Origin of the sequence: Metasolibacillus meyeri, assembly GCF_003049505.1 — a bacterium.
Taxonomy (GTDB): Bacteria; Bacillota; Bacilli; order Bacillales_A; family Planococcaceae; genus Metasolibacillus; species Metasolibacillus meyeri.
In genome coordinates, this window is the sequence record NZ_PYWN01000001.1 from 21,917 (window position 1) to 35,740 (window position 13,824).

Consider the following 13,824-nt stretch of genomic DNA (forward strand, 5'->3'; position numbering starts at 1 on the left):
GTGGGGGTAGTTCAAAAGGCAGTTTAGTTAATCATTAAGTAGGGTAAAGGTTTTGGGGGAATTTCCATTCATCAGCTTGAAAAAATCTGGACGACAGTTAGTTGAAGTGTAATTGATTTAATAAAAAAAGTGCATGATAAGCAATGGGTGATAAATTTTACAGGCTATTGAAAAGCTTATTACAAGTGTTGATGTAACTTGTTATAATACAGAATTCATACTAATGTATAACAGAGATAGCGTTTTCACTTACCAGTGTCGAATTTTGAAGGAATGTGTCTAATAAAGAGAAACAAAAGATTGACCGATACAATTTTATTATTTATACTCAAGGAGAAGAATTTGTTGTACTAATAATTATTGATTATTTTTTAATACAGTTGAAAGGGAGTTGTACTACAGATGGGTGAAAATATTTTAAACAAATTTGATCCAACAGCAACATTACATGAAATTGAAGATAAGTTTCAGATGTTCCAAATTTTAAATGAAGAAGGACAAATTGTTAATGAGGAAGCAAATCCAAATTTATCGGATGAAGAGCTTGTTGAATTAATGACACGTATGGTTTATACGCGTATTTTAGATCAACGCTCAATCTCATTAAACCGTCAAGGGCGTTTAGGTTTCTATGCACCAACAGCTGGTCAAGAAGCATCACAGCTTGCTTCTCATTTTGCACTTGAAAAAGAAGACTGGATTTTACCAGGCTATCGTGATGTGCCACAACTCGTATGGCACGGTTTACCTTTATCGAAAGCCTTTTTATTTAGCCGCGGTCACTTTATTGGTAACCAAGTACCAGAAGGTGTCAACATTTTAGCGCCACAAATTATTATTGGTGCACAATATATTCAAGCGGCTGGTGTTGCACTTGGCTTACAAAAACGAGGCAAAAAGGCAGTAGCCATTACGTATACAGGTGATGGTGGTTCATCACAAGGTGATTTCTACGAAGGAATTAACTTTGCAGGTGCATTCAAATCACCAGCAATCTTCATCGTACAAAATAACCAATACGCAATTTCAACACCACGTGAATTACAAACAGCTGCGAAAACAATCGCTCAAAAAGGGATTGCAGCAGGTATTCCAAGCGTGCTAGTAGACGGTATGGACCCATTAGCAGTATATGTAGCAACACGTGATGCACGTGAGCGCGCTGTTAATGGTGAAGGACCAACATTAATCGAAACAATGTGTTACCGTTATGGTCCACATACAATGGCAGGGGACGACCCAACACGTTACCGTACAGCAGATACGGATAATGAATGGGCAGCAAAAGACCCAATCGTGCGCTTCCGCAAATATTTAGAAGCAAAAGGCTTATGGTCTGAGCAAAAAGAAGAGGAAGTAATCGAGCGCGCGAAGGAAGAAATTAAAGAAGCAGTTAAAATAGCTGACCAAGCGCCAAAACAAAAAGTAACTGAACTAATTGAAAATATGCATGCAGGTGAAATGCCATATAACTTACAAGAACAGTATGCAATTTATAAAGAGAAGGAGTCGAAATAAGCTATGGCACAAATGACGATGATTCAAGCGATTACGGATGCACTACGTTGCGAATTACAGAGCGATGAAAACGTTCTAGTTTTCGGGGAAGACGTTGGTGTAAACGGTGGGGTATTCCGTGCAACGGAAGGCTTACAAAAAGAATTTGGTGTGGATCGAGTATTCGATACGCCACTTGCAGAATCAGGAATCGGGGGCTTAGCAATCGGTTTAGCTCTTGAAGGCTTCCGCCCAGTACCAGAAATTCAATTTTTCGGCTTCGTTTATGAAGTAATGGACTCAATTAGCGGACAATTAGCACGCTTACGCTACCGTTCAGGCGGCACGTACAGTGCGCCAGTAACAATCCGTTCGCCATTTGGTGGTGGTGTACACACACCAGAAATGCACTCTGATAGTTTAGAAGGCTTAATGGCACAGCAACCAGGCTTAAAAGTTGTTATTCCATCAACACCTTATGATGCAAAAGGTTTATTAATTTCATCAATTCGTGATAATGACCCAGTTATTTTCTTAGAGCACTTAAAGCTTTACCGTTCATTCCGTGAAGAGGTGCCAGAAGAATCTTACACAATTCCATTAGGCAAAGCAGATGTGAAACGTGAAGGGAAAGATTTATCTATTTTTGCATACGGTTTAATGGTACATGAAAGTTTAAAAGCAGCAGAAGAATTAGAAAAAGAAGGTTACTCAGTAGAAGTTGTTGACTTACGTACAGTTCAGCCTTTAGACATCGAAACAATTATCGCTTCTGTTGAAAAAACAGGCCGTGCAGTTGTTGTGCAAGAAGCGCAAAAACAAGCAGGTATTGCAGCAAACGTTGTAGCAGAAATTACAGAACGTGCTATTTTAAGCTTAGAAGCGCCAGTTTTACGCGTAGCAGCTCCAGATACAATTTATCCATTCCCACAAGCGGAAGGTGTATGGTTACCGACATATAAAGATGTAATGGAAACGGCGAAAAAAGTTTTAACATTCTAATGAAGTGAGGGTGACAAATATGGCATTTAATTTCCGTTTACCAGACATTGGGGAAGGAATTCATGAAGGCGAGATCGTAAAGTGGTTCGTAAAAGCTGGCGATCAAGTAAAAGAAGACGATATTTTATGTGAAGTACAAAATGATAAAGCAGTCGTTGAAATTCCATCTCCAGTAGAAGGTACAGTAGAAGAAGTATTAGTAGCAGAAGGTGTAGTAGCAGTCGTAGGAGACATATTAATTCGTTTCGATGCACCAGGTTATGAAGACTTAAAATTAAAAGGTGACGAGCATGCAGCAGAAGCTACAACAGAGGCGCAAGTGCAAGCAACAGCAGAAGCTGGTCAACCAGTAGAAAAAGCACCTGTTGAAGAAACGGCAAAAGTAGAGGATAATAAACGCATTATTGCCATGCCATCAGTGCGTAAATATGCACGTGAAAAAGGCGTAGACATTCGCACTGTCGTTGGTTCTGGTAAAAATGGTCGCGTATTAAAAGAGGATATCGAGAAATTCTTAGCAGGTGGACAAGAAGTTGTTGCTGAGCCAGCTCAAGCTGTAGAAGAAACAACAGTAGAGGCTACAGTAGAAGCACCACAAGTGGCACCTGTTGTATTAGAAGGTGATTTCCCGGAAACACGCGAGAAAATGTCAGGTATTCGCAAGGCGATTGCGAAAGCAATGGTACATTCAAAACAAACAGCACCACATGTTACATTAATGGATGAAGTGGATGTAACAGCACTTGTAGCGCATCGCAAAAAATTCAAAGATATGGCAGCGGAAAAAGGTGTGAAATTAACATACTTACCATATGTAGTGAAAGCGTTAATTGCCACATTACGTGAATTCCCAGAATTCAATCGTTCACTAGACGATGCAACGCAAGAAGTAATTCAAAAGCATTACTACAACATTGGTATTGCTGCAGATACAGAAAAAGGCTTGCTTGTTCCAGTTATTAAACACGCTGACCGTAAGTCACTATTCGCTATTTCTAACTCGATTAATGACTTAGCTGTAAAAGCACGTGAAGGTAAATTAGCACCACAAGAAATGAAGGGTGCTTCGATGTCAATTACGAATATCGGTTCGGCTGGTGGACAATGGTTTACGCCAGTAATCAACCATCCAGAGGTTGCAATTCTAGGAATCGGGCGTATCGCAGAAAAACCTGTAATAAAAAATGGTGAAATTGTAGCTGCACCTGTGTTAGCATTATCATTGAGCTTTGACCATCGCATGATTGATGGGGCAACTGGGCAAAATGCATTAAATTACTTAAAGCGTTTGCTAAGTGAGCCAGACTTATTATTAATGGAGGCGTAAAATATGGTAGTAGGAGATTTCCCAATCGAATTAGATACTCTAGTAGTAGGAGCAGGCCCTGGTGGATATGTAGCAGCAATTCGTGCAGCACAAACAGGTCAAAAAGTGACAATCGTAGAAAAAGGTAACTTAGGTGGCGTATGTTTAAACGTTGGATGTATCCCATCAAAAGCATTAATTTCTGTAGGTCACCGTTATGAGCAAGCAAAACACTCTGATGATATGGGTATCCTAGCAACAGATGTGAAGCTTGACTGGGCAAAAGCACAAGCTTTCAAAGATGGCGTTGTAAAGAAATTAGTTGGCGGCGTTGAAGGTTTATTAAAAGGAAATAAAGTAGATATCGTAAAAGGTGAAGCATACTTTGTTGATGCGAACACTGTTCGTGTAATTAATGAAGATTCTGCTCAAACTTACACATTTAAAAACGCTATTTTAGCAACGGGTTCTCGTCCAATTGAGATTCCAACATTCAAATTTACAAAGCGCGTTATTAACTCTACAGGTGCACTTTCTTTACCAGAAGTACCTGAAAAATTAGTTGTCATCGGTGGTGGTTACATCGGTACAGAGCTAGGTTCATCTTATGCAAACCTTGGCTCACAAGTAACAATTATTGAGGGCGGTAAAGACATTTTAGCTGGTTTCGAAAAGCAAATGACACAAATCGTGAAAAAAGGCTTAAAGAAAAAAGGCGTTGAAGTAGTAGTTGGCGCATCGGCTAAAGGTGTTGAAGAGAGCGACACTGGCGTTGTGGTAACATATGAAGTAGGCGGAGAAGAAAAAACGGTTGAAGCTGATTACGTATTAGTAACAGTAGGTCGTCGTCCAAATACTGATGAAATGGGTCTTGAAGAAATGGGCATCAAATTTGCTGATCGTGGCTTGATTGACGTTGACAAACAATGCCGTACTTCAATTCCAAACATTTATGCAATCGGTGATATCGTTCCAGGTTACCAACTTGCACATAAAGCATCTTACGAAGGAAAAGTAGCTGCTGAAGCAATCGCTGGCGAGCATTCTGTAGTAGACTACTTAGCAATTCCTGCTGTGTGCTTCACAGATCCAGAACTTGCAACAGTTGGTTATTCAGAAGAACAAGCAAAAGCGGAAGGTTTAGAAGTAACTGCTGCTAAATTCCCATTCGCTGCAAATGGTCGTGCATTAGCATTAAACGCAACAGAAGGTTTCGTAAAACTTGTTGCTCGCAAAGAAGATGGCTTATTAGTAGGCGCTCAAATCGTTGGTGCAGGTGCATCTGATATGATTGCTGAAATGGGTCTTGCAATCGAAGCTGGTATGACAGCGGAAGATATCGCATTAACAATTCACGCACATCCAACATTAGGTGAAATTACAATGGAAGCTGCTGAAGTATTACTAGGCAACCCAATCCATATCGTAACAAAATAAGCATTAAAAAATCCTTTGCCCTTTTCGGCAAAGGGTTTTTTTAATTGTATGGGTGCCAGGCACACACACAATTTCTACACAATTCAACCTAAATAGATGAAATATTTACGGAATTTTCATATAATTATAGATGGAGATGATAAGACAGGGGGCAATCGGGAATGGAACTAGGTTTACAAGGGAAAGTAGCAATCATAACAGGGGCAAGTAAAGGTATCGGTTATTATACAGCATTGCAGCTTGCGCAGGAGGGAGCGTCTGTTGTACTTTGTGCGCGTGGTGAAAAGCATTTAGAGGTGGCAGCTGCAGCTATTAAGGAAAAAACAGGAGCACAAGTTTTGATTGTGCCTGCGGATATGACAAAGGAAAAGGAATGTCAAGAAGTTGTAACAAAAGCGGTAGAGCATTTCGGACGACTTGATATTTTAGTAAATAATGCAGGAACAGCATCTGCTAATTCGTTTGAGCAAGTAGGTAGCGAACTATGGCAGAGCGATTTAGATTTAAAGCTATTCGGTGCAGTTCATTGTTCAAAGGCAGCATTATCACATATGAAAGCAGCTGGTGGTGGCTCTATTATTAATGTCACAGCAGTCTTGGCAAAAACACCGCCAGCATCTTCATTACCGACAACTGTAAGCCGTGCAGCAGGGCTTGCTTTAACGAAGGCGATGAGCAAGGATTTAGGGAAATATAATATTCGTGTTAATGCTGTTTGTATTGGGTTAATTCGCAGTGATCAAATTGAAAAACGCTGGAAAAATGATGCACCTAACTTAACATGGGAAGAATATTCGCAAAAAGTAGGCGAAGCGATTCCATTAGGACGTATTGGTGACACTGAAGAGGCAGCAAATGTGATTACATTTTTAGCCTCGAATGCTTCGTCTTATGTGACAGGTACTTCAATAAATATTGATGGTGGTTCTGGTGGGGCATTGTAGCGCCACCTTTTCTTTTCATCCCTTATAGACAGATTATTTCGGAAGTCGTACAATATGAGGGAAGAAAAGAGGTCTTTGTTATGCAAATTATACGAACAATTGCCCAAATCGGCATATTGACAATTTATTATTATTTAGGCGTTATCATTGTAAATATAACGGGCATTTTTATTCCAGCTAGCATTATTGGACTTATTTTATTATGGTTATCATTATATTTTAAGCTAATAAAGATACAATATATTCAAGATGGCGCAACGTTCTTTTTAGCCTTTTTAACACTATTTTTTATTCCATCAACAGTTGGCGTAGTAGATCATCCAGAGCTTCTCTCAAAGGCAGGGCTTTACTTAATTTTAGCTGTTATTATAAGCACACTTTTGACAATTGCATTGACAGGTAAATGGAGTCAGTGGATTGAGAAGAAAGAGACTGCAGTAAAGGATGGTGAGCAATAAAATGCAAGCATTATTCGCCATCGTTGGTACAGTTGCTTTATTTTTAATTTATCAAAGACTTTATGCAAAATGGAGCAAGCCTTATTTGCTGCCAATTTTAACGACAGCACTTACACTTATTGCTGTACTTTTACTATTTAAAATCCCATATGCTACGTATATGGAAGGTGGTCAATGGATTCATAAAATGTTAGGACCAGCCGTTGTTGCCTTAGCGTATCCATTGTATAACCAGCGCAAACTTGTTTTTCAATATAAATATTCGATACTTTCAAGCCTATTTGTTGCGATGTTATCAGGGTTAATTAGTGTCTTTTTATTGCTAAAAGGCTTTAAGGCATCACATGCATTTATGTTAACGGCATTACCAAAATCTTTAACAACACCAATTGCCATGCAGGTGAGTGAAACAGTTGGCGGTATTGTGCCACTGTCTGCACTGCTCGTTATGATTGCAGGCTTTACAGGTGCCTTGTTAGGACCAGCTGTTTATAAATTAGCGCAAATTGACACAGCGATTAGTCGAGGTGTCTCAATGGGAAGTGCCTCACATGGTGTAGGTGTATCGAAATTGACAGAGTATGGGGAAAAGGATGTATCGATTGGTTCGCTGGCAATGGGATTGAGCGCTGTGTTAGGGGCATTTATTTGTCCATTGTTTGCAATGTTGTTTTTATAGTATTTCCGGGGAAATAAAGGGGGATTTTTTGTGAAATGGGAGACGCGTGTCACGGAGCTTTTAAATATTAAGTATCCAATTATTCAAGGGGGACTAGCTTATTTAGCTTATGCTGATTTGGCTGCGGCTGTATCCAATGCTGGAGGGCTTGGACAAATTACTGCAATGAGCTTGGCGACGCCCGATGATTTGCGCAGAGAAATTGAAAAGGTTCGTACATTAACAGATAAACCTTTCGGAGTTAATTATGCAATCGGTCAGCATGGGAAAGACTATGAGGATATGGTGAAGGTTGCAGCCGAAATGGAAGTATCTGTTGTCACGATTACAGGTGGCAATCCAGCACCGATTTTTGAAATACTACAAGATGCACCATGTAAAAAACTTGTACTTGTAGCAGCACGTCGCCAAGCACAAAAGGCGGAGGAACTTGGCGCAGATGCTGTCATGGTTGTTGGACAAGAGGGTGGTGGTCATTTGGGGCGTGATGATGTTGGCACAATGGTGCTCGTACCGCAAGTAGTAGACCATGTTTCTATTCCTGTAATCGCTTCAGGTGGCATTGGTGATGGTCGTGGTTGGATGGCAGCACACGCACTTGGTGCAGAGGGAATCGAAATGGGAACACGCTTCATTGCGACAAAGGAATGTATACATGCTTCAAACGCATATAAAGAGGCACTTTTACACAGTGCGGAATATGATACGACTGTGATAAAGCGTTCAATTGGTGCACCAGCACGCGCATTGCGTAATGAGTTTACGGAGCGCATTTTACAAGTTGAAAGCGAAACGCCAACATATGAAGCATTGAAAGATTTTATTAGTGGCAAAGCAAATCAACGCTTTATTTATGATGGTGAGAGCGCGGAAGGCTTTGGCTGGGCGGGGCAAGTAGCAGGCTTAATTCAAGATGTGCCAACAGTTGCTGAGCTAATTGAGCGCATGGTTGCACAAGCTGCCTCAATTCGTGTAAAATGGAGCGAATAATGAAAAGGTAGGTTATCCAAATGGAATATTCTTATCCACTATCAACAGACTGGACAACAGAGGAAATGGTTGACGTTGTACATTTTTTTGAAGTTGTCGAGGCAGCCTATGAAAAAGGCATTAAGCGTGAGGAAATCATGGCAAAATATCGTCGCTTCAAGGAAGTTATCCCTTCACAGGCGGAGGAAAAAACAATTTTCCGCGACTTCGAAAAAGCAAGCGGCTATGTCAGCTATAAAGTAGTGAAAGAAGCGAAGGAATCTTCTGATGGTGTGATTATTCGCATCAAATAAGCGCATACTAGTAGAGATTTCACTTTTGTACAGAAGGAGGCGGAACGAATGAGCAAGAAGGACGAATTAGACCTGAAATCTCAGAAGATCCACCAGAACTGGACGAGAAACAAGCAGCAAAAATCTCAAGTAAATGGGGAAACAGAGCTAACACTCCACAACCAAATGCTGAGAACTGCTGCCAAATCAAAACAGCTCTAGCTTTTGGCTAAAGTGAATGAAGCTCCCGTAAACGATTGTTATTGTTTATAGGAGCTTTTTTAGGCAGGAAATTCTTCTTACTATAGCGAATATTTCCAAAGGGAGGGAGATAAGATGATTCAATTTAAAGAAATAGATAGAAAAAACTTTTGGGATGTTATTGATTTAAATGTGGCAGAAGAACAAAAAGATTTCGTTGCTTCTAATTTATTTTCATTAGCACAGGCAAAAGCCTATCCAGAATGTATTTGTCTAGCGATTTATGCAGAAGAAGTGCTTGTAGGCTTTGTGATGTACTGTATGGATGAGGATGACCATGAATATTGGATTTATCGTTTAATGATTGATGAAAAATTTCAAGGAAAAGGCTATGGCAAAGCAGCAATGGAGAAGCTAATTGTACATATTAAGAAAGACGTGAATCACCATGTCATTTACTTAAGCTTTGAACCAGAGAATCACTTAGCGAGAAGGTTATATGAAAAGCTCGGCTTTGAACCAGATGGACGTGTGATTGATGATGAGATTGTTTACCGGTTAATTTATTAGGAAAAAAGTTCGGATTCGCCCAACGAAGTGCGCTTTTCGCCCAACCAAGTGTGAAATTCGCCCGCAATAACAAAACCAGCGCGAAAATAACAATAAACATTTATCATCATTATATGGTGTGTGCTTATTATCAATTGCGACAACGGTATTTTGGAAAAATGAGGAATTTTGTTTTAGTGTTATACAGAATGCTTCTCGATTTTAAGGAGATATTACGGTGAAACATGTTTTAAAAAGAAAATTCCTAACAGCTTGTATAGTCATATTTAATATTGGATTTTTAGTAATTGTAATGGATACGAATGTCACTCATGGCACTCATGGCAATATACTGTTTTCTTTGGTTAGTAGCCTCATACTAATTTTGGTATTTTCTTTAGTATATGTTGCCCCATTTATTATTGTAATAGGTATTCCTACCTCTATAATAATTGATAGAGTTATTGTGACCATAAAAAATAAAAACTTTGTATCGCTTATTTTACATATAGCGACAGGTTGTATAGTAGCTGTTATTATTCTAAGTTTATTGAATTCTGACATGCTAACTTATGAGTATTTAACCAATGAATTCTATCTAATTAAATTAATGTTTATATGCTTATATCCAGGTGTGAATTTCTGGTTTGCAGATTTAGTAATCACTAAAGTAATAAAAAATAAATGAAATATTATACGCAGCCCTCTTATTTGTAAGGAGTGGTTGCCCATAGCTTAATGGTAGTATTTGCAATATTTATTTTATCATAATAGATGTGGAGGAAATTAATATGTCAATCATTATTAGCTCCACAACCTTAATACTATTTGTTCTAGGTTGTTATTACTTATTTAATGTTATTTTCATTTTTACAAAAAAGAAGACTTCTGATTTTTTTATCCAAATTCTCCCCGGATGGGTTTTGGTATTATTGATAAGCACATTGATATTACAGATGTATCCTAAATATCTGCATGGTAAGCAATTAATAATCGTAGTTTTTTATACTTCATTAATTCTATGTGTGCTCCTTTCTATATCCATTATTTTTATAAAACCATTCAATAAATCGAGATATTATGCATTGATTAAAAAAGTGAAAAAAGACAGAGGAATTCACTGAATTTATGAAAAAGGCTGTAGGAAGGGTACTGCACTCCGAAAGTTAGAGTAAAAATCTAACTTTCAGGGTGTTTTTTGTATGGAAAAATATAGTGGAGCATTTAAAATGAAAATTGGTAAATGAATAAATTCGAATTTATCCCGTATTAACAGGCTATAAGACTCCCACTGATCGAAGGTTCACTTTATATCATGATATTTATTTTGAAAGGCAGGTGAACTTATGAAAAAAATTACTGTTGGTATTAATTGTTTTTATAGGAATCATAAGAGTTATCAAATATATAAATTATTAAAATCAAAATGCGAATACTTTAGTATGTGGAGTTTTATATGCCTTTGATGATGTAATTGCTATTAAAATTGAAGGGAAATTTAATGTAGCGAAAAGGGGGCGTCTCAATGACAGCTCCCTAAATTGTTGGAAACATAAATAAAATAACCGCAACAAGCAGTGTGGAGCTTGTCCAAGTGAATAGCAATTTTCGTTCCAATTTGCTGGAGCGATCTACTGCTAGATGGATAATTGATAATACAAAAAGGTTGATAAAAAATAAGAAATAATACACAATAATTAGCATCATCCACGGGTGTGTCATAAATATTTGCTGTAACGATGTAGTGAAAAATAATAAAATAAATACTACAAATGAAATAGCTAACCAAATGAAAATAACAATAAACATTTTATCCCAAAGTTTATGCTGCATAAACTTTGTTTCTTTTTGACCATAGTTATACAAAAGTTGATTGCATATAAAAAGAAGTAGCGCAGCCGCCAAAACTAGAATAATGCCTTTAAGGGTATTATTTTCAATTTGGATTGTTTTATTTTGAATATAAGAATGTGTTACATAAGTAAAAATAATTAATGTAATAATGCAAAAGGCTTGTTTGAATATATAAGGTTTCATGGATGGTACCTCCTATTGCTCCGTTAAATAGTATCATGTGTGTTAATTAGCTTGGGGTGGACGCTTTCCACAGACTAATAATAAAAGACTTGAACTATTTCTGTCAGAGCCACCGCTATCAACGAGTATGTGTTTTATAAAAAGCATTTTCCTCTACAAAGCACGTTAATTAATAGCCAATATTTACATAACCAACATGTTTGAAATATTACAGCGTAAAGCGAATTATTTTCAATTTTATCATATAAATAATTGCCGAAAAAGTATATTTTTTACTCAATATAATCAAACCTAAAGAGAGCCTTCAATCAGTGGGAGGTTCTCGCCATTTGTCAAGATAAGTGATTGTGAATCAATAGGAGTATTGTTCAGTATATATACCTATCGTAAATTTACTTTAAATGCTATAACATTGATACATAATGAAAAGTTGTTTAGAAAGTAGAGCACTTGCTTACTTTTTAGACAGCTTTTTCGTTTACTCAATGAAAATTACTTCACCATTTGGAGGGAAAGCATTTGGTCTTTAATATTCAGAAAATACTGACTAAAATAAGTTTATGTAAGCGATTTCTAGTATTTTTATTCATAGGGGTGGTGATGAGATGATGTTGAGTGAAAGAGAGCTGAAAATTGCGATTAAGCTTCTTGAAACGAAATTACCTATGAAAATAAAGGATTTATCGCAGGACTTTACTGTTAGCACAAGGACGATTAAATATGATCTTGAGCATGTGAAGCAATGGTTTCAGCTTCAGCAAATTACTGTACATGCTCAGCCAAATAAAGGACTGTGGGTGACGTGTGATGATCGAATGCGCAACAAAGCATTACAGCAGTTGCTTGGTGATGAGAGATGGAGGCAAAGTCCTGATCAAAACGTTAGATTGCAGCGAATTTTAGTAACATTGTTTTTAAGTCAAGATTATATAACAGCAAATACTTTAGCTGAAAATTTGCAAGTGAGCCGCAATACAATTTTAAATGATATGAATTTTGTGAGTGAGTATGTTGAACCATGGATGATACAGCTTGAACGGATGAAGCGTAAAGGTTATCGATTCATAGGCGCAGAGCTGAATATGCGACTATTTATGGAGCATCTTATTTATACGAATTTAACAAACTATGAAATTTATCAAATTATGACACGGATTACGACAAATGAAGGGGAATCGGAGCAGAAATTTTTAATGGATACAACGCTGCTTTCGATGTTCAAAATAGCAGAGCGACATCTAAAAAAATTATATACACCAGTTATTGCACAGCTATTCCACCAATCTGATTTAATTTTGCTATTAATTCGTCTGACAATTTCTATTGTGCGCTTGGAGAAGGGTCAAACCATTGATGGCTACCGAGTTCTCAATAAAAACTTATATACGGATGATGTCTCTTTATTCATGTTAGCTTTGATGGAAAATGTTTTGACAGAGCTAGAGTTACCGTTGCTACATAATGAATTTTTATACTTATCAGGTGATATTGCGAAAGATGCGAGAGGCATTGATTTAACGATTGTAACGAATCAGGTTATTCAATATGTGAGTAAAAAGGAAGGAATGGATTATAGCAAGGACCCGAAATTATTTAACCGCTTATTTGCACATTTATCTTTACGGTTAAACAAAGGTGTATTCAATGTATCAGAAGTAAATCCTTTTGCAGATGAAATAAAAGCAGATTACCCTAGATTGTTCAAAAACATTACAGAAGCTTGTCAAATACATCTCGGTTTATCTGCTGTTATTAATCATGATGCCTTTATTTCGTTAATTGCACTGCATTTTTTAAGTTCCTATGAAAATACATTTGCTACAAAACGCAAAGTGCAAGGGTTATATGTTTGTGCTACAGGTGGAGGAGTTGCACGCCTTATTAAAACGAGGGTAGAAAAGGAAATTCAAGATATTGAAATTGTTGGTTACTGTTCGATTATGGAAGTGGAAGAGTTATGCAAACGAGAGCAAGTCGATTTGATCATTAGCGTTTTTCCAATTCAATCGAATATTCCTGTAATTGTTGTAGAGGCTATTCCGACAAAGCGAGATATTGAAGCAATCCGAGAGCACGTGAAGGCATTTATGAAAGATAGCCCTTCCTATCAGCCTAATATGCCATATCATCATCAGCGTTCAGGCAATGAAGAGCATGAGCAAGTGAGCTTGGAAATGATTATAAAAGGCTTTGAAATATTTCATGAAATTTCAATCGCATTTCAAGAGGATATTCAAGAAGAGCGCAAACAAGCATTACAATTCCATATTTTTTTAATGGTGCATCGCAGTTATTTTGATAAACAATATGATGACTTTCTTTATACAAATCAATCGCTAACAGATAAGCAACATAGCGATATACAAAAATTGAGTGAAATGCTTGAACGATTACAAGTGACCGTGCAAAGGTCTGAACTTATGGCACTTTTACAATATTTAAAATAGGAGGT

General features: G+C 37.5%; 14 protein-coding genes. 13 read left to right on the forward strand and 1 reads right to left on the reverse strand.

Annotated features, from left to right (window positions below; translation table 11 throughout):
• Nucleotides 1-402: 402 nt before the first annotated feature.
• The 12 genes from pdhA (at nucleotide 403) to C9J34_RS00160 (ending at nucleotide 10,023) form a co-directional block, all read left to right on the forward strand.
• Entirely contained in the window at nucleotides 403-1,518 is a 1,116-nt protein-coding gene (gene pdhA, locus C9J34_RS00105; protein WP_107837814.1) for a pyruvate dehydrogenase (acetyl-transferring) E1 component subunit alpha, read from the forward strand.
• Between the two features lie 3 nt (nucleotides 1,519-1,521).
• Nucleotides 1,522-2,499 (forward strand): alpha-ketoacid dehydrogenase subunit beta, encoded by a 978-nt coding sequence (locus C9J34_RS00110; protein ID WP_107837815.1) that lies wholly within the window; start codon nucleotides 1,522-1,524, stop codon nucleotides 2,497-2,499.
• A gap of 19 nt (nucleotides 2,500-2,518) precedes the next feature.
• Nucleotides 2,519-3,826: a dihydrolipoamide acetyltransferase family protein gene (locus C9J34_RS00115; protein WP_107837816.1), complete on the forward strand. Its 1,308-nt coding sequence runs from the start codon at nucleotides 2,519-2,521 to the stop codon at nucleotides 3,824-3,826.
• 3 nt (nucleotides 3,827-3,829) lie between these two features.
• The gene (gene lpdA / locus C9J34_RS00120) at nucleotides 3,830-5,242 is read left to right on the forward strand and encodes a dihydrolipoyl dehydrogenase (RefSeq protein WP_107837817.1); all 1,413 of its coding nucleotides are present in this window, start codon (nucleotides 3,830-3,832) and stop codon (nucleotides 5,240-5,242) included.
• 161 nt (nucleotides 5,243-5,403) lie between these two features.
• Nucleotides 5,404-6,186, forward strand: coding sequence for an SDR family NAD(P)-dependent oxidoreductase (locus C9J34_RS00125; protein ID WP_107837818.1), 783 nt, complete (start codon nucleotides 5,404-5,406; stop codon nucleotides 6,184-6,186).
• 80 nt (nucleotides 6,187-6,266) lie between these two features.
• Nucleotides 6,267-6,644 (forward strand): CidA/LrgA family protein, encoded by a 378-nt coding sequence (locus C9J34_RS00130; protein ID WP_107837819.1) that lies wholly within the window; start codon nucleotides 6,267-6,269, stop codon nucleotides 6,642-6,644.
• 1 nt (nucleotide 6,645) lies between these two features.
• On the forward strand, nucleotides 6,646-7,323 hold the full coding sequence (locus C9J34_RS00135; RefSeq protein WP_107837852.1) for an LrgB family protein: 678 nt from the start codon (nucleotides 6,646-6,648) through the stop codon (nucleotides 7,321-7,323).
• Between the two features lie 30 nt (nucleotides 7,324-7,353).
• Nucleotides 7,354-8,313: an NAD(P)H-dependent flavin oxidoreductase gene (locus C9J34_RS00140; protein WP_107837820.1), complete on the forward strand. Its 960-nt coding sequence runs from the start codon at nucleotides 7,354-7,356 to the stop codon at nucleotides 8,311-8,313.
• A gap of 20 nt (nucleotides 8,314-8,333) precedes the next feature.
• On the forward strand, nucleotides 8,334-8,606 hold the full coding sequence (locus C9J34_RS00145; RefSeq protein WP_107837821.1) for a UPF0223 family protein: 273 nt from the start codon (nucleotides 8,334-8,336) through the stop codon (nucleotides 8,604-8,606).
• A 48-nt stretch (nucleotides 8,607-8,654) separates the two neighbouring features.
• Complete coding sequence (locus C9J34_RS00150) at nucleotides 8,655-8,807, forward strand: YpzG family protein (RefSeq protein WP_107837822.1); 153 nt, start codon at nucleotides 8,655-8,657, stop codon at nucleotides 8,805-8,807.
• Nucleotides 8,808-8,921: 114 nt separating this feature from the next.
• Nucleotides 8,922-9,356: a GNAT family N-acetyltransferase gene (locus tag C9J34_RS00155; protein ID WP_107837823.1), complete on the forward strand. Its 435-nt coding sequence runs from the start codon at nucleotides 8,922-8,924 to the stop codon at nucleotides 9,354-9,356.
• 217 nt (nucleotides 9,357-9,573) lie between these two features.
• Complete coding sequence (locus C9J34_RS00160; RefSeq protein ID WP_107837824.1) at nucleotides 9,574-10,023, forward strand: hypothetical protein; 450 nt, start codon at nucleotides 9,574-9,576, stop codon at nucleotides 10,021-10,023.
• Between the two features lie 848 nt (nucleotides 10,024-10,871).
• Here C9J34_RS00160 and C9J34_RS00170 read toward each other — a convergent pair.
• A complete protein-coding gene (locus tag C9J34_RS00170; RefSeq protein ID WP_107837826.1) occupies nucleotides 10,872-11,372 on the reverse strand; it encodes a hypothetical protein in 501 nt (166 codons plus the stop codon).
• A 605-nt stretch (nucleotides 11,373-11,977) separates the two neighbouring features.
• On the opposite strand from C9J34_RS00170, the gene C9J34_RS00175 reads away from it, so the two are divergent.
• The gene (locus C9J34_RS00175) at nucleotides 11,978-13,819 is read left to right on the forward strand and encodes a BglG family transcription antiterminator (protein WP_107837827.1); all 1,842 of its coding nucleotides are present in this window, start codon (nucleotides 11,978-11,980) and stop codon (nucleotides 13,817-13,819) included.
• Nucleotides 13,820-13,824 lie beyond the last annotated feature (5 nt).